The following is a 16499-nucleotide window of genomic DNA, read 5'->3' as shown; positions in this document are numbered from 1 at the left end:
GTAACGACGTCTCATGAGTGAGACCGCGACTGCCGTTCAGGCTGCCAATAGCAGCCATGCCCAGGGGATGATGATCATGTCGGTCGGCATGCTCATCTTGCCGGTCATGGATGGCATAGGCAAGTATCTGGCGACCGAGCAGGCGATGTCGCCGGGCCAAGTGTCGTTCTATCGCTTCATCGTGCAGTTGATCCTGACCGTTGCGGCCATTGCTCTCGTCAGCGGCCGGTCTGGGTTCAAGTCGAACCGTTTCTGGCTGAACATCCTGCGGGGCTTCCTGATCGGTGGCGCGAGCCTCTGCTTCTTTGCTGCCGTGAAATACATGCCGATCGCCGATGCGCTTGCGATCTTCTTCGTTGAGCCGTTCATCCTGACGGCCCTGTCGGCGCTGATCCTCGGCGAAAAAGTGGGTTGGCGGCGCTGGGCGGCCATCGGGCTCGGTTTCATCGGCGCACTCATCGTCATCCAGCCAAGCTTCGCCCGCTTCGGCTTCATCGCGTTTCTGCCGCTCGGTACTGCAAGCCTATTTGCCGTCTACATGCTGTTGAACCGCTCGCTCGGCGTGCATGACGGGCCGATGGTGATGCAGTATCTGGCAGGCATCGGCGGCACAGTCATGATCGCCCTGGCAATGGGGATCGGCAGCGTCGTGGGGATTGCCGATCTCGCGCCATCCTGGCCAGCAAACGGCCTGAGCTTCAGCCTCGTTCTTTTGCTCGGCTTCCTGGCGGCGGTCGGGCACGGGCTGGTCGTTCTCGCATTTCAGAAGGCGCCGGCATCTCTGCTTGCACCGTTTCAGTATCTCGAAATCATTTCTGCCGTCCTCATCGGCTATCTCGTGTTTTCCGATGTGCCGAGCACCTCCAAATGGGTCGGCATCGCCATCATCGTTGCCTCGGGGCTCTTCATCTTTAGGCGTGAACGTATCGTTGCCGGCGCGCCTCAGGCTTGAACTCGATTTGCCTTGGGCTACAAGCGCATGAGGACTTTCGCCTGCCTTGGGCCGGCACCGGAGGGGTACCAACCGCATGTTCTCTAAGATCCTGATCGCCAATCGCGGCGAAATCGCTTGCCGCGTGATCAAGACTGCCAAACGCATGGGCATCGCGACCGTCGCCGTCTATTCCGACGCCGACCGTGACGCGCTCCATGTCGAGATGGCCGACGAAGCGGTCCACATCGGTCCGGCAACCGCGTCGGAGAGCTATCTTAACGCCGAGAAGATCATCGCGGCCTGCAAGGAGACGGGTGCCGAGGCCGTGCATCCCGGCTACGGCTTTCTGTCGGAGCGTGCTTCATTCTGCGAGGCGCTGGAGGCGGAGGGCATCGTCTTCATCGGCCCGAAGCCCAAGGCCATCCGCGCCATGGGCGACAAAATCGAATCGAAGAAATTCGCCAAGGATGCCAATGTCTCGACCGTGCCGGGCCATATCGGCGTGATCGAGAATGCCGACGAGGCCGAGCGGATTGCCGACGAGATCGGCTATCCGGTGATGATCAAGGCGTCTGCCGGCGGCGGAGGCAAGGGCATGCGCATCGCGCATTCCCGCGACGAGGTGCGCGACGGCTTCGATCGGGCGCGGTCGGAAGCGAAGAACTCGTTTGGCGACGACCGTGTCTTCATCGAGAAGTTCATCGTCGAGCCACGGCACATCGAAATCCAGGTGCTTGCCGATTCCCACGGTCACTGCATCCATCTCGGCGAGAGAGAATGTTCGATCCAGCGGCGCAACCAGAAGGTCGTCGAGGAAGCGCCATCGCCGTTTCTCGACGAGGCGACACGAGCCGCGATGGGTGCGCAGGCCGTGGCCCTTGCGCAGGCCGTCGACTACCAGAGCGCCGGCACGGTCGAATTTATCGTCGACCGGGACCGCAATTTCTATTTCCTGGAAATGAACACGCGCCTGCAGGTCGAGCATCCCGTGACGGAACTCGTCACGGGCATCGATCTGGTGGAACAGATGATCCGGGTCGCAGCCGGCGAGCGTCTGGCGATCGCGCAGGACGACGTGATGCTGAACGGCTGGGCGATCGAGAGCCGGCTTTATGCCGAAGATCCTTACCGCAACTTCCTGCCGTCGATCGGACGGCTGACGCGCTATAGGCCCCCGGCGGAGATCAAGGGATCGGACGCGGTGATCCGCAACGACACCGGCGTTTTCGAAGGCGCCGAAATTTCGATGTTCTACGATCCGATGCTCGCCAAGCTCTGCACCTGGGCGCCGACGCGCCCTGCGGCAGTCGAGGCGATGGGGCTGGCGCTCGACGGTTTCGTGGTCGATGGAATCGCCCATAACATCCCGTTCTTGTCGGCGCTGATGCGCCATCCGCGCTGGCGGGAAGGACGCCTTTCGACAGCCTTCATCGCGGAAGAATACCCGGATGGCTTCGTTCCCGAAGAGCCAAGTAAGGACGCGCTTGCCGTGCTGGCGGCCGTGGCGTTGTCTGCCGAACTGTTGCGCAAGGACAGGCTCGACCGGTTTGCCGACCGCGTGGCACCTCATAACGGCGCGCTGAGACGGGACTGGGTCGTGCGGCTTGGCGATGTCTATCTCGACGTCGCCGTCGTCGATGGCATGGCTTCGATGCCTCTCGAGCTCGATGTCAGCATTGACGGCGCCGATCCTGTGACCGTCACAACGCATTTCCGGCCGGGTGACGCCATCTGGAACGGCACGATCGACGGCCGTCGCGTCACGGCGCAGACACGGCCTGTTCTGAACGGAATCCGCGTGGACTGGCAGGGCTATTCGGTCACCGCTCGCGTGCTGACGCCGCGGCTTGCGGAACTTGACCGGTTGATGCCTGTGAAGGAGGCGCCGGACACGTCGAAGCTCCTGCTTTGCCCGATGCCGGGGCTTGTCGTTTCCATCGCGGTTACGGAAGGTCAGGACGTGAAGGCCGGTGAGACGCTCGCCGTCGTCGAAGCCATGAAGATGGAAAACGTTCTGCGTGCCGAGCGCGATCTCGTCGTTTCCAAGATCAATGCGGCACCCGGCGAAAGCCTTGCGGTCGATGCTGTGATCATGGAATTCGACTGACGGCTCAGCCGTCGATGGTGGGGCCGAAGATCGTCTCGAAGGCCTCTCTGAGCGCCAGATCGGCGTCAGCCATGGTGATTGGCAGGCCAAGGTCGACGAGGCTCGTTACGCCGTAGTCTTTCACGCCGCAGGGCACGATGCCGCTGAAGTGGTCGAGGTCCGGCTCGACGTTGAGCGCGATGCCGTGGAAGCTGACCCATTTGCGCAACCGGATGCCGATTGCGGCGATCTTGTCCTCGGCTGCGCGGTCCGGGGAAAGGCGAGGGCGCTCCGGCCGCACGACCCAGACGCCGACCCGGTCCTCCCGTCGTTCGCCGCGCACGTTCATCTCCGCCAGCGTCGCGATGACCCAATTCTCCAGCGCGGCCACGAAGGCGCGCACATCCTGCCGGCGGCGCTTGAGGTCGAGCATCACATAGGCAACGCGCTGGCCGGGCCCGTGATAGGTGAACTCGCCGCCGCGGCCCGTGTGAAAGACCGGGAAGCGATCCGGCGCAATCAGATCGTCCATTCGGGCAGAGGTTCCGGCCGTATAAAGCGGCGGATGTTCGACGAGCCAGACGAGTTCGTCGGCCGACCCATCATGGATGCGAGCCGCTTCGGCTTCCATCAACGCAACAGCCGATTCGTAGTCGGTGAGGCCTTCGGTGACGCGCCAGCGCACCGGCGGGCTCTCCGATAGCGGCAGGAACCGATCGGCCATCGTCGAGCGATCGGCATTGATGCGCGGCTTTGCTTGCGGAGGCACAGTCATGGCGCCTGATCTATGCCTGAACGCGCCCGTTCGCAACGCTTTCGCAAATGGTCTCGGGACAAGCGGTTTTTCTCACCGTTCGCGCTTGTGCGCACCAAATCGATTTGCTAGATGACCGGCGCCGGCAAGAGCGGCTTCTACCACGTGCGGTCGTGGCGGAATTGGTAGACGCGCAGCGTTGAGGTCGCTGTGGGGCAACCCGTGGAAGTTCGAGTCTTCTCGACCGCACCATTCTCCTTCCGGAGACTTCAAAAGCGCCGCATGTCGGCGCTTTTTGCGTTTCAGGACGTCATCTTGCCATTGGTGCCACGCTTGGCGATCGTGTAGGCTGGTTCTCGGTTCGAGAGGATAGGCGATGGCGCGCAAGGCGGTCGCTGCCAGTCATTGCGGCATCTGCGGGCGCAACGAGAGAGAGGCAGCCCTCCTCTCCGTGGAGTGGGTGCGCCCGAACATTGCGCGCTATCTCGATGATGTGCACCCCAATTGGCGTGGGAGCCGCTTCATCTGTTCGACGGATCTGCAGATGGCCAGGTGGCAGGCGCTGGAAAGTGCCATCGAGCGGGAACGCGGCGAACTGACGGAGCTCGATCGGTCTGTCATTGCCAGCATGTCGCGAGACGAGACGCTCAGCCAGAACGTCGAGGAGGATTACGCCGAGCAGCTGAGCTTCGGCGAACGCGCGGCCGATCGTATCGCCGGCTTTGCGGGTTCCTGGGCCTTCATCCTGACCTTCGTCGGCGTTCTGATGCTCTGGGTCACCGTCAATCTCGTGCCGCTCCTGCGCCAGCCGTTCGATCCCTATCCCTTCATCCTGCTCAACCTGATGCTTTCGATGATCGCCGCATTCCAGGCGCCGTTGATCATGATGAGCCAGAAGCGGCAAGAGGCGAAGGACCGTCTTCGGTCGCTCAACGATTACCGCGTGAACCTCAAGGCGGAGCTTGAGATTCGGCATCTCCACGAAAAGTTCGACCATCATCTGATGCGTCAGTGGGAACGATTGACCGAAATCCAGGAGACGCAGATGGAGCTTCTCAGCCAGCCATTGCCGACATCGGCTCGATCCACTGCCAAAAAGAAAAAGGCGTCCAAGGGAGCAGCCGACAGCCCTCAGCGCCCAGCGCTTCCTCCATCCGACCCAAAGCCTTCTTGAGCGATTGCTTCGAAACCAATTGTGGTCCAAGCCGTTTACGATGCGGTGGGATAACAGGGATGCGGAGTGCTTGGTCTTTGCCGTGCTCCGATCGTCTTCCGTCAAATCATAAGTTCGTGGATTGTCGCTTGCGTGTCGTCGCAGCGGGCTAACGCTATCGCTTTCCGAAGGTGAAGGATCTTCATGGAAGATAACGCAGATAAGACGAGCGAAGCACGCAATGCGGACGCCCAGCCCGTGGCCGACGATGACGTCTATACGGAAGACGGTGATCTGCGCAGCGACTTCGTCGAGCGCGTCACTACGGCACTGGAACAGGGCGACCGCGAATCGCTGACCGACGAGGTCGGCGAACTGCACGAATCCGAACTCGGCGACCTTCTCGAATCGCTCGATTCGGACGAGCGCGGACAGCTTGTCACGATGCTTGGCTCGGACTTCGACTTCTCGGCGCTGACCGAAGTCGACGAGGCCGTTCGTCTCGAAATCATCGACGCGATGCCGAACGAGCGCATCGCGGAGGGGCTCGCCGATCTCGATTCCGATGACGCGGTCTACATTCTCGAAGATCTCGACCAGGAAGACCAGGATGACATTCTGGCAAAGCTGCCGTTCACGGAGCGGATTCGGCTTCGTCGGGCGTTGGACTATCCGGAAGATACCGCCGGCCGCCGCATGCAGACGGAGTTCGTCGCGGTGCCGCCTTTCTGGACGGTGGGCCAGACGATCGACTACATGCGCGAAGACGAGGACCTGCCGGAAAGCTTCTCGCAGATCTTCGTCGTGGATCCTACGTTCAAGCTGATGGGCGTCATCGATCTCGACCGCATCCTGCGCACCAAGCGCAAGGTCAAGATCGAAGACATCATGCGGGATACCAATTATCCCATCGCCGCCGAGATGGACCAAGAGGAGGCGGCGCAGCTTTTCGAGCAGTACGATCTTCTCTCGGCAGCCGTGGTCGACAAGAACGGGCGGCTCGTCGGCGTGCTCACCATCGATGATGTCGTGGATGTCATTCAGGAGGAGGCGGAGGAGGATTTGATGCGCATGGGCGGCGTTGGGGATGAGGAACTCTCCGATAGCGTTCGAGCGACATCTCGCTCGCGCGTGCCGTGGCTTTTCGCCAACCTTCTCACCGCCTTCATGGCGGCCTCCGTGATTTCGCTGTTCGAAGCGACCATTCAGGAAATCGTCGCGCTCGCTGTGCTCATGCCCATCGTCGCCGGCATGGGCGGCAATGCAGGGTCGCAGACCATGACCGTTACGGTCCGAGCCCTGGCGACGCGCAATCTCAGCTTTCGCAACGCACCCCGCATCATCCGGCGCGAATGCCTCGTCGGGCTGATCAACGGACTGATCTTCGGACTGCTGATCGCCACTGTCGCCGGCTTCTGGTTTCAGAGCGCGGAGATCGCGGGGATCATTGCGGTCGCGATGCTCATCAACATGTTCGTGGCAGCGCTTGCCGGCATCGTTGTGCCCCTGATCCTCGATCGCTTTGGGGCAGATCCCGCAGTCGGCTCGGCCGTCTTCGTGACGACCACCACAGACATCATCGGTTTCTTCGCATTTCTCGGGATCGCAACATGGTGGTTCGGCCTGTCGTGACAGGAGAAAAATTGACTTTTACGTAAAAGCCGCTACCGTCTGTTCCTTGTCGGGGATCAGGCTGCGTTGAACAAATATTACACCATTACGGAATTAACGCGCGAGTTCGGCGTTTCGACCCGGACACTTCGCTTCTACGAAGACGAAGGACTCGTGCAGCCGGAGCGTCGCGGCCGCACCCGTCTTTTCCGCCAGGCCGACCGCCGTTTGATCCAAGAAATCCTGCGCGGCCGTCGCATCGGCTTCACGATCGCCGAGATCCGAGAGATCATCCAGGTTTACAAGGATCCTCCGGGCGAAGAGGGGCAACTCAAGCTTCTGATGAAGCGCGTCGACGAGAAGCGCAACGAGTTGCGGCAAAAGCGCAAGGACATCGAGGAGACGCTGAACGAGCTCGACAATGTCGAAGAGGCTTGCCTGACGCGTCTGGCCGAAATCGGCGTCAGCACCTGATTCAAAGCTTCGGGTTCTAGCGCTGGCCGCCGAAGATATCCGCCGTGCATTGATTTGCGATCTCGACCGCGCGTGGATCGCCGGCCGGGTCGAGCGTTCCCGCGATCAGATCGTCGAACAGGTCGGCAGCGTTCAACGCGTCCAGCGTGCATCCGCAAAATGACTGACAGAAAGGTTCACCTTGCGTGGCTGAGCAGCTTTGGACGCAGCTGTTCATATAGGCGACGCCGGGATCGGCCGCAGGCGGTGGGGCGACGATGCTCGCCAGGTAGACAAGGCCGAGCAGGATCGGCTGGTGGATCAGGTAGACGGCAAGGCTGTGGCGCCCCGCAAACGCCAGCCCACGGGTCAAGCGGCCGGGTTCGGAGCGGGTCGCGAGGTGACCAAGCCAGTCCTTCGCCTTGATGATCCGTGCGGCTGCAATGCCGAGCAGCGTTGCACCGAGCCACGGAAAGAGCGGCACGTAGTCGTTGGAGACCGGCCGGTTCGCTGACAGGCCGACCCACCAAAGGCCGGGCCAATCAAATGCCGTCGAGCTGAAAACATTCGGCGTGATGATGATCAGGACCGCGATGATCGCCGTGATCGCCGGCGGCAGTCTCAGGAACGCGAGGCCGATCAGACTTGCGGCTGCGATGGCGTGCAAAATGCCGAAGAAGATGAACGCTTGTGGAAAGGCGATATAGGTGGCGACCGTGATGACCAACGCGGCTGCGACGATCATGGCAAGCCGCCGCAGGAACGGGCGCCAGCGGATCGTCGGGTAATGCCCGAGCACCAGGCTGAAGCCCGCCAGGAACAGGAAGGTGCTGGCAATGCCGCGAGCAAAGATCTTCCAGGCGCCCTCGGATGTCAGCCCGAGCGGGACATAGCGAAAGAACTCGAGGTCCCAGGTGAAATGATAGATGGCCATGGCCACGAGCGCCAATCCGCGCGCCACATCCAGGCGCATCAGACGCGTCGAGGGGTTTCGATGGGGCATCCCGGCCTGATCTACCATCTTGTCTCCCCGCGGCGGACGTTTACGTCGAATCGACGACGGCACTTGATCCGATCTAGATCGTTTCACACACAGATGCGAATGAAACCGATCACAGCAAAGGAGTACCCTTGATGAAGACCGTATCCGCCCATGGCGCACACATTCCCGTGCTGGGGCTCGGCACCTGGACCTTGAAGGGCGATGATTGCGTCGAGATGGTGCATGCCGCGCTCGACGCAGGTTACCGCCATATCGACACCGCCATCATGTACGACAACGAGGAAGCCGTCGGAGAGGGCATCCGTGCAGGCGGTGTGGCAAGGGACGACATCTTCCTGACCAGCAAGGTCTGGTACACCGATATCGGCGCGGGCGCGCTCGAGCGTGCTGCAGAGGCGAGCCTGAAGCGGCTTGGCGTGGACCATCTGGACCTGCTCCTCATTCACTGGCCGAACCCGCAGATTCCGCTCGCAGACTCGATCGCATCCCTCAACCGGGTCAAGAAGCAGGGGCTGACGCGCCACATCGGTGTATCGAATTTTACAACGAAGTTGCTCGACGAAGCCTGGGCGCTGACGGACGAGCCGCTCGTGTGCAATCAGGTCGAATATCACCCGATGCTCGACCAGTCGAAGGTGCATGCGGCCTGCCGGGCGCGCGGCATGGCCATGACTTCCTATTGCCCGCTCGGGCGTGGCGGTGACGTGTTCGAAGCAGCCCCCGTGGCGGCGGCGGCGGAAGCGCATGGCAAATCGCCGGCGCAGATCGTGCTACGCTGGCATGTCCAGCAGGATGGCGTGGTGGCGATTCCGCGCACGTCCAAGCCAGGTCGGCTGCCTCAGAATGCGGATATCTTCGACTTCGAGCTCACCGACGCCGAAATGGCAGCGATCTCGGCTCTGCGATCCGCCAACCACCGGATCTGCGACTACGATTTCTCGCCTGAGTGGGATTCCGTCGCAGCCTGATTGTCAGCCAGAACCTGGCGCGCCGCCGAGAAGAACTGGCGGTGCACCAGGACCGACAGGACGAGCAGCGTGCTCGCCATGAAGACTACCGGTCCGATGAACCAGCCGAGATAGCCGATCGACAGGAAGATCGAGCGCAGGCCGGCGTTGAAATGCCGGCCTGCCAGCACGTTCATCATGATGGCGCTTTCGACCAGTCGTTCGGAGCGCTCTGGTGCGCGTTCAAGTTCATCGCGCATCGGCAAGGCACCGTAGAGAATCGACGCGTAGTTGAAGAGACGGTAGGACCAGCCGAACTTGAAGAAGGCGTGGCCGAAAATGGTGATGAGGCCGACGACCTTCAGCTCGAACGCCGCTCTGCCACCGGGAATCGAAATCGGCAGGTCCGCATAGACGCGCAGCACCTGATCGGTTGCGCCGAGTAGGGCAAAGCAGCCACCGATCGCGATTATTGCCGTTGAGGCAAAAAAGGCCGTACCGTTTTGCAGGCCAGCGATGATCTGCGTGTCGATCATCCGCAAATCCCGCTTCAGGCTGTTACGGATCCAGAGCGCCCGGTGACGGTTCATCAAGCGTGTCAAACTCTGCCGGTCAAAGCGCCGCGCGCCGTCCGTCAGCCATGCGAACAGCGCCCAGGACAGGAGAAACAGGACGATGGCGGCGCCATCCAGAGAGGTCATCAGCAGGCATTCCATGGAGTTGAAGAGATCGAGGCACCATGCCTTGAGCTCAATACATGACGCAACCAAATGCGGCAGCCTGCGTTTGAGCTGGCAACCAAATCTTCACGCATGCGGTGAAAATGGGGCCAAGTTTAACGGTCTATTTAACCGTTTGTTAACCAAGCGACCCCTTGAATGGCAGCGTGGGGTGCGAATTGTTCACAGGTGCCATGCGAGATTGTGCCCAGAAGTGGCCATATTTCGCAGTTGCGAAGTCTGAAAGGGTTCTGTAGATGACGGCCTTCAGGAGCGAGACAAGAACAACAACCGTTCCCTACGATATCGGGGCATCAAGTGGAGTCATGATGGAAGAGACCGCTCAAAAGTCCTGCTGGGCCTTCACGGCACGTGCAGTGGTCGGTTTTGCCGGAATTCTGGTGTTGGCCTATCTGTTCGGCGGCATCTAACAGCCACCAGGAAAGACCAAAATCTCTAAAAGCGCGGGTGATCCCGCGCTTTTTTGCGTTGTAGGGCCGCCGATTGTGCCGGATGCCGCGAACCGGCGACTGCGATGCCGCTCCTGGATGTTGCGCCCGACCTCGATCGGGTTAGGGTGGTCGTCTCATCAAGGACCGCGCGCCCATGTTTCTCTCCGTCTTCGACGTGTTCAAGATCGGCGTCGGCCCATCGAGCTCCCACACGATGGGGCCGATGTCGGCAGCGGTGCGCTTTCTCGACGAAATCTTGCATGGCGATTGGCCGCGGCCCAGTTCGGCGCAGGTCGCGCGCATAAGAGTGAGCCTGCACGGATCGCTGGCCTTCACGGGTATCGGACACGGCACAGGGCGGGCGGTCATACTTGGTCTGACCGGCGAAACACCGGATCAGGTCGATCCGGACCGCATGGACGCCATCATCGACGATGTCGAACGGAAGAAGATAATCGAGCCGGCCGGGCATCCGACCTATGCGTTCGATCCCGCCCAGGACCTGATCTTCGATCGCAAGCAGCCCTTGGCGGGTCATGCGAACGGGATGGCGTTCCTGGCGCTCGACCGCGACGACCGGGTGCTGCTGCGGCGCGTCTACTATTCGATCGGCGGCGGTTTCGTGCTTTCGGAAGAGGAACTTGCGGCGAAGGATCGCGCGAGGCCTTCTACGTCGAATCGACCGGTACCGTTTCCATTCGCGACGGCGAACGAGATGCTGGAGATGGCGTCGCACTCCGGCCTCAACATCGCGGAGATGAAGCGAGCCAACGAAGAGACGTTGGTGGACGCAGCCGAGCTCGATCAAGGTCTGGATCGCATCTGGATGGCGATGGATGGCTGTATCGAGCGCGGGCTCGGTCAGGACGGCATCATGCCGGGTGGACTGAAGGTGAAGCGCCGGGCGCGTGCGATCCATCAGAAACTCGAGGACGACTGGCAGCGCAACACGGTCAACCCGCTGCTTGCCAATGACTGGCTGTCCGTCTTCGCCATGGCCGTCAACGAGGAGAACGCGTCGGGCGGCCGAGTCGTCACGGCACCGACCAACGGCGCTGCCGGAGTGATTCCTGCGACCATTCGCTACTATCTCAAATTCCACAATGACGCCGACCCTCGCTCCATTCGCGATTACCTGCTGACGGCAGCGGCGATCGGCGGGCTGATCAAGCACAACGCTTCCATCTCCGGGGCCGAAGTAGGCTGTCAAGGCGAAGTCGGTTCGGCTGCCGCGATGGCCGCGGCGGGCCTTGCCGCGCTCATGGGCGCAACGCCGGCACAGGTGGAAAATGCCGCCGAGATCGCGCTGGAACATCACCTCGGCATGACCTGCGATCCGGTCGGCGGCCTGGTGCAGGTGCCTTGCATCGAGCGCAATGCGCTCGGCGCCGTGAAGGCCGTGACCGCCGCGTCGCTCGCCATGAAGGGGGACGGCACGCATTTCGTCTCGCTCGACGCGTGTGTGGAAACGATGCGCCAGACCGGGCTCGACATGAACGAACGCTACAAGGAGACCAGCACCGGCGGTCTCGCGGTCAATGTCGTGGAGTGCTGATCGCGGTACGCCTGCCGGCTGTGGAAAAGCCGGCGGGCCTTCCATCGGCCACGGTTTTTAACTAGTCGGGGGCGATGGCTCTCCATCTTTTGAAACTGTGCGTGGGTGCGGAAAGCATCGAGGATCTGGCAGCCCATATCGAGTGGCGCTTTTCCACCATGCGTGCTCAGGGGCTCGAGCCCGAGCAGTTTCACACCACGCGCATGCTGCCCAAGCGGATGGACGAACTGCTAGATGGTGGTTCGCTTTACTGGGTGATCAAGGGCAACGTGCAGGTGCGCCAGCGCCTGAAGGACATCCGGCCCTTCGTCGACGGTGAGGGCATTTCGCGCTGCAATCTCGTTCTGCATCCCGAGCTGATCGCCACCAACTGGCAGCCGCGCCGGCCATTTCAGGGCTGGCGATATCTCGTTTCTGCCGATGCACCTGCCGACCTGGGATCCGCCGGCGCGGAGATCGCAGACATGCCGATGGAAATGCGGCAGGAACTCGCTTCGCTCGGTCTCCTCTAAGCTCTGCGCGCCCGTGGCGCTCTTGTGTTTGCGGCTCAAGACGCCAGATTCGGTTGATGAGAAGGATTTGCACCCATCATGACCGATAAGGACAAGGATCGCACAGCCAACCGGCCGTTGACACGGCAAGGCGAAGGTGCAGCCGTTTCGGCCAAGAGTGCCATCAGCGGCTTCCTGGCCGCGGCACGCGCCATCAAGCCGCAGGCGGGCGGCGGACGCCTCGTCTTTGCCCTCGACGCCACCATGAGCCGGCAACCGACCTGGGATGCGGCCTGTCAGCTTCAGGGTGAGATGTTCGGCGCCGTGGGAGCCGCGGGCAATCTGGCGGTGCAGCTGGTTTATTTCCGCGGCTATGACGAATGCCGCGCCTCGCGCTGGGTATCGGATACGCGCAGCCTCCGCGACCTGATGACGAAGATCGACTGCCGGGGCGGCCAGACGCAGATCGGCAAGGTGCTCAGCCACATTCGCGACGAGACGGTCAAGAAGCCCGTCAGCGCTGCCGTTTATATCGGTGACGCGATGGAAGAAGATATCGATGCGCTGTGCCACAAGGCCGGCGAACTGGGGCTGCGCAAGGTGCCGCTGTTCCTGTTTCAGGAAGGACGCAACAGCGTAGCCGAGACGGCCTTCAAGGAAATGGCGCGATTGTCGGGTGGTGCACATATCCGCTTCGACGAAAACGCTGCCGGCGAATTGGCCGAATTGCTCAAAGCCGTGGCCACCTATGCATCCGGCGGGCTGAAGGCGCTCAAGGCATCGAAGAGCCGGGGTTCGCAGCTTTTGTTGTCGCAGCTGCCCGGTGGGCGGCAGGGCACATAGGATGGCGGTGCTGTTCTACATCGTCCTGGCGCTGCTGGTTCTGTCAGCGCTCGGCTTCGCCTTCACGAGAGCGAACCCTAGGCATCTCGCTTTCGGACTGAAATACGCGGGCCCCAGCCTTCTGGCGCTCTTCGGTCTCGTACTGACCCTGGTGGGTCGGGCAGGGGTCGGAATGACGCTGATCGGCTTGTCTGCAGCCATGTTCGGCAGGCTCGGCCGGTCGACGACGGTGCAGTCGGAGCCGGGGCGCTATTCGACGGTGCGCAGCGCAGCGCTGGAGATGGAGCTCGATCTCGATACCGGAGACATGAACGGCCTGGTGCTTGCCGGCCCGTTCGAGGGCGCCGATCTCGCTTCGCTCGACGAGACCGAACTGCTCACCCTGCACGAAGCTCTGCTCAGCGACGAGGAAAGCCGGCAGCTCCTAGAGGCGTATCTTGACCGCCGCATACCCAGCTGGCGAGGCGACGCTGAGGCGGACGCGGACGACGGGCTGGGAGCTGCGCCAGGCACGGGCGCCATGACAGAGAAGGAGGCCTACGAGGTCCTTGGTCTTCGTCCGGGTGCGAGTGAAGCCGAAATCCGCCAGGCGCATCGCAGCCTCATGAAGCGGGTTCATCCGGACACGGGCGGCTCGGTCTTTCTTGCTGCGCGCCTCAATGAAGCCAAGGATATTCTCTTGCGTCGTCATCGCTGATCCCCATCAACTCAATACAAACAGGGGTGGATCTCGAAAACTCGACCGCGCGGCCTGATACACATGCGTCCGCGCGGCTTGATTGGTGGCAGCCTTACTGCTGCGTGGCCCAGCAACCGTAGCCGGAGCGCTTCAGGCTCTCGCAGGCGGCCCAGGCGTCGTTCTTGCCGGCAAAGCCACCGAAGCGGGCGCGGTGCAGGGTGGAGCCGCCATCCTGGAAGGCAACGGTGAACGGTGTCGCCGAAGAGATCGGGCCACCCGCCTTGCGCTGCGCATTCTGAAGGTAGGCCATTGCTTCGGACGCATCGGGCATGGCGGCAACCTGGACGACCCAGCCGCTCGGCACGGCGGCAGAGGCGGTTGCGACTTCTGCAGCGGTGCTTGCGGTCGTGACGGCGTCGATTTCGGACGAGCCCATCTCCTGGCCTACAATGGGGGCTGGCGGGGTGGGCACGGACGCCTGCTGCTCACGAAGAACCTGGGCCAGCGCCTCGCGACCGACCACCGGACGCTCGTTCGGCACGGGGAAGGCTGCGGCAATAGCCGCCTGGGCCGAAGCCGGAGCAGGTGCCGCATAGGCCGTTGCCACGCGCATGTCGATCGGGTCGCGGAAGACCGGTACCGGGCCGCGCTCGGGCAGAGCCCACGCACTTGCCGCGAGAACCGGCGATGCGCCGGAGCGGGCGATCAGGTTGCCACCGCCGCCACGTGTTGCCTGCGGCAGATATTCGGCGATCAGCTTGCGCATCTGTGCGTCGCGGCTTGCGCCGGTGCGTCCGCCCATGACGACGGCGACGACGAGGCGGTCATTGTCGTTGACGGAAGAGACGAGGTTGAAGCCCGACGCGTTGATGAAGCCGGTCTTGATGCCGTCGACGCCGCGCACATTGCCAAGGAGACGGTTGTGGTTACCGAAGGTGGCGCCGCCGAACTGGAACGAGCGGGTCGAGAAATAGTGGTAGTGGTGCGGGAAATGCTCCCGCAGCGCGATGCCGAGGCGGGCCATGTCGCGGGCCGTCGTCACCTGCTGCGAGTTCGGCAGCCCGTGGGCATTGCGGAAGGTCGTCTTGGACATGCCGAGTTGACGGGCCTTCTGAGTCATCAGTTCGGCAAAGCGCGACTCGGAGCCGCCGAGGAATTCGCCGAGCGCCGTCGCCGCGTCGTTGGCGGAGCGGGTGACGAGGGCGCGCATCGCCTGCTCGACGGTGATCGTCGTGCCGGAACGGATGCCGATCTTGGATGGCGGCTCGGCAGCGGCCTTCCGTGAAACGGGAATGCGGCTCTCCTTGGTGACGCGGCCAGCATCTATCGCCTCGAAGGCGAGATACATGGTCATCATCTTGGTGAGCGACGCCGGATAGCGTGGCGCGTCGGCATTGGCCGCATAAAGGGTCTTCCCCGTACGCGCATCGATGACGATGCCCGCATATTTGGGATTGGCGGCAGCCGGCGAAGCGGCTGCAACAATCAAGATGACCAATGCGGTGAAGAGGAGTCTCGTGGCGATAGCGAGGTTTTCGCCCGTTTTACGGCCGGCGATGCCTTCTGCGATATAGATCACGGGCTAACTCTTGATACGCGACGCAGTATTGAATTGCTTCCGGCAGCCGAGCCCCCACATCAGCCACCGTTGCCAAGACCATAATGGCGGCATCGTTACCAACTGGTTTATGATGGACAAAGTCTGAATCCCCCGGTTCGCATTTGACCCAAAGCGGGCAAATCCGACCATTTGGAGACGGCCATGCTGCAATGCACCAGAAAACTTGACCTCGTGCTGCAGTGCACTTATGAATGCGGCCCCATGCAAGATGCGTGAGATCATACCTGCGCGACCAACCCAGAAGGTGAGTGCGATATGTTGAATTTCGATGATGCCAACAAGGCCGGTAAAGACACCATGGACACGATGCTGAAGAGCTATTCGACCATGGCGACGGGCATGCAGACCATCGCTTCGGAAGCTGCCGACTACTCCAAGAAGTCTTTCGAGCACAGCGCTGCGATGGTCGAGAAGCTGTCGGCTGCCAAGTCGATGGAAAAGGTCTTCGAAATCCAGACCGACTACGCCAAGTCGTCCTACGAAGCCTTCGTCCAGCAGGCAACGAAGATGGGTGAAATCTATGCCGATCTCGCCAAGGACGTCTACAAGCCGTTCGAGCGCTCCATGGGCAAGGCTGCCAACTAAGCGCCAAAGGCTGACAAACCCACGTTGCCCTGTCGGACGGGCGGTGGGTCGACGACAAGCACCCGGCCAGACCGCTGATCGCAGCGGCCCGGCCGGGTTTTTTTGTGCCCGCCATCCTGAGCCCATCGCAGCGAATGTGATGAAACGGCAGGGCGGGGGGCTTAAAATGCAGTGGCGAAGACTTAGATTACGCTTAGGATGATCGAGGGCGGCGCACGGCGGGTGCGTCGATCCGATGAATGAGGTGACTTCTCAAGATGCACGCTTGGCCTGTTCGCTCGCAAGGCGGAAACGACAAGAACGGCGATGGACCCGGGCGCGGGACTTCGGTGATCACGCGCACCAAACCCAAGGTCAAAAAACCGAGCCTCTACCGGGTCCTCCTGATCAACGACGACTACACGCCCATGGAGTTCGTCATCCACGTGCTCGAGCGGTTCTTTCAAAAGGACCGTGAAGCCGCCACGATCATCATGCTGCATGTTCACAATCATGGTGTCGGCGAATGCGGTGTGTTCACCTACGAGGTGGCCGAGACCAAGGTGACGCAGGTCATGGATTTCGCACGTCAGAACCAGCACCCGCTGCAATGCGTGATGGAAAAGAAATAAGG

Annotated in this window: 16 protein-coding genes and 1 tRNA gene; 13 read left to right on the top strand and 4 right to left on the bottom strand. The window is 61.8% G+C overall.

Annotated features, from left to right (window positions below; translation table 11 throughout):
- The first annotated feature begins 13 nt into the window (after positions 1–13).
- Positions 14–952, top strand: coding sequence for a DMT family transporter (locus QQL76_RS15045; RefSeq protein ID WP_499208305.1), 939 nt, complete (start codon positions 14–16; stop codon positions 950–952).
- A 76-nt stretch (positions 953–1028) separates the two neighbouring features.
- A complete protein-coding gene (locus QQL76_RS15040; protein ID WP_499208304.1) occupies positions 1029–3041 on the top strand; it encodes an acetyl-CoA carboxylase biotin carboxylase subunit in 2013 nt (670 codons plus the stop codon).
- 4 nt (positions 3042–3045) lie between these two features.
- On the opposite strand, the gene lipB is transcribed toward QQL76_RS15040, so the two are convergent.
- Positions 3046–3795, bottom strand: coding sequence for a lipoate-protein ligase B (gene lipB / locus QQL76_RS15035; RefSeq protein WP_499208303.1), 750 nt, complete (start codon positions 3793–3795; stop codon positions 3046–3048).
- Between the two features lie 146 nt (positions 3796–3941).
- Between lipB and QQL76_RS15030 the strand changes: the two genes are divergently transcribed.
- The 4 genes from QQL76_RS15030 (at position 3942) to QQL76_RS15015 (ending at position 7012) form a co-directional block, all read left to right on the top strand.
- Positions 3942–4026, top strand: a tRNA-Leu gene (locus QQL76_RS15030).
- A gap of 124 nt (positions 4027–4150) precedes the next feature.
- On the top strand, positions 4151–4948 hold the full coding sequence (locus QQL76_RS15025; RefSeq protein ID WP_499208302.1) for a DUF1003 domain-containing protein: 798 nt from the start codon (positions 4151–4153) through the stop codon (positions 4946–4948).
- Between the two features lie 183 nt (positions 4949–5131).
- Positions 5132–6559 (top strand): magnesium transporter, encoded by a 1428-nt coding sequence (gene mgtE / locus QQL76_RS15020; RefSeq protein WP_499208301.1) that lies wholly within the window; start codon positions 5132–5134, stop codon positions 6557–6559.
- A gap of 66 nt (positions 6560–6625) precedes the next feature.
- Positions 6626–7012, top strand: coding sequence for a MerR family transcriptional regulator (locus tag QQL76_RS15015; protein ID WP_126010344.1), 387 nt, complete (start codon positions 6626–6628; stop codon positions 7010–7012).
- A 16-nt stretch (positions 7013–7028) separates the two neighbouring features.
- Here the strand turns inward: QQL76_RS15015 and QQL76_RS15010 are convergent, their stop codons facing one another.
- Positions 7029–8012, bottom strand: coding sequence for an acetyltransferase domain-containing protein (locus tag QQL76_RS15010; RefSeq protein WP_499208300.1), 984 nt, complete (start codon positions 8010–8012; stop codon positions 7029–7031).
- Positions 8013–8125: 113 nt separating this feature from the next.
- Here QQL76_RS15010 and QQL76_RS15005 point away from each other — a divergent pair, with 113 nt between their 5' ends.
- A complete protein-coding gene (locus QQL76_RS15005; protein ID WP_499208299.1) occupies positions 8126–8962 on the top strand; it encodes an aldo/keto reductase in 837 nt (278 codons plus the stop codon).
- Here the strand turns inward: QQL76_RS15005 and QQL76_RS15000 are convergent.
- Complete coding sequence (locus tag QQL76_RS15000) at positions 8923–9642, bottom strand: DUF599 domain-containing protein (RefSeq protein ID WP_499208298.1); 720 nt, start codon at positions 9640–9642, stop codon at positions 8923–8925. The genes QQL76_RS15005 and QQL76_RS15000 overlap by 40 nt on opposite strands.
- Before the next feature lie 624 nt (positions 9643–10266).
- On the opposite strand from QQL76_RS15000, the gene QQL76_RS14995 reads away from it, so the two are divergent.
- From QQL76_RS14995 to QQL76_RS14980, 4 genes are all read left to right on the top strand, one after another.
- Positions 10267–11667: a serine dehydratase alpha family protein gene (locus QQL76_RS14995; protein ID WP_499208297.1), complete on the top strand. Its 1401-nt coding sequence runs from the start codon at positions 10267–10269 to the stop codon at positions 11665–11667.
- A gap of 74 nt (positions 11668–11741) precedes the next feature.
- Positions 11742–12179 carry a DUF1489 family protein gene (locus QQL76_RS14990; RefSeq protein ID WP_499208296.1) on the top strand — a complete coding sequence of 146 codons (438 nt, stop codon included), beginning with the start codon at positions 11742–11744 and terminating at the stop codon, positions 12177–12179.
- 78 nt (positions 12180–12257) lie between these two features.
- Positions 12258–13001 carry a VWA domain-containing protein gene (locus tag QQL76_RS14985; RefSeq protein WP_499208295.1) on the top strand — a complete coding sequence of 248 codons (744 nt, stop codon included), beginning with the start codon at positions 12258–12260 and terminating at the stop codon, positions 12999–13001.
- A gap of 1 nt (position 13002) precedes the next feature.
- A complete protein-coding gene (locus QQL76_RS14980) occupies positions 13003–13698 on the top strand; it encodes a DnaJ domain-containing protein (protein ID WP_499208294.1) in 696 nt (231 codons plus the stop codon).
- A 94-nt stretch (positions 13699–13792) separates the two neighbouring features.
- On the opposite strand, the gene QQL76_RS14975 is transcribed toward QQL76_RS14980, so the two are convergent.
- Positions 13793–15259 carry a D-alanyl-D-alanine carboxypeptidase gene (locus QQL76_RS14975; protein ID WP_499208293.1) on the bottom strand — a complete coding sequence of 489 codons (1467 nt, stop codon included), beginning with the start codon at positions 15257–15259 and terminating at the stop codon, positions 13793–13795.
- Between the two features lie 297 nt (positions 15260–15556).
- Between QQL76_RS14975 and QQL76_RS14970 the strand changes: the two genes are divergently transcribed.
- Both QQL76_RS14970 and clpS read left to right on the top strand, forming a co-directional pair.
- Positions 15557–15886, top strand: a complete 330-nt coding sequence (locus QQL76_RS14970; RefSeq protein ID WP_126010350.1) for a phasin family protein — start codon at positions 15557–15559, stop codon at positions 15884–15886.
- A gap of 257 nt (positions 15887–16143) precedes the next feature.
- Positions 16144–16497, top strand: coding sequence for an ATP-dependent Clp protease adapter ClpS (gene clpS, locus QQL76_RS14965; RefSeq protein ID WP_126010351.1), 354 nt, complete (start codon positions 16144–16146; stop codon positions 16495–16497).
- Positions 16498–16499: the final 2 nt, after the last annotated feature.

Source organism: Rhizobium albus (genome assembly GCA_030160035.1).
Taxonomy (GTDB): domain Bacteria; phylum Pseudomonadota; class Alphaproteobacteria; order Rhizobiales; family Rhizobiaceae; genus Georhizobium; species Georhizobium albus.
This window is presented reverse-complemented; position numbering and strand designations above follow the sequence as displayed.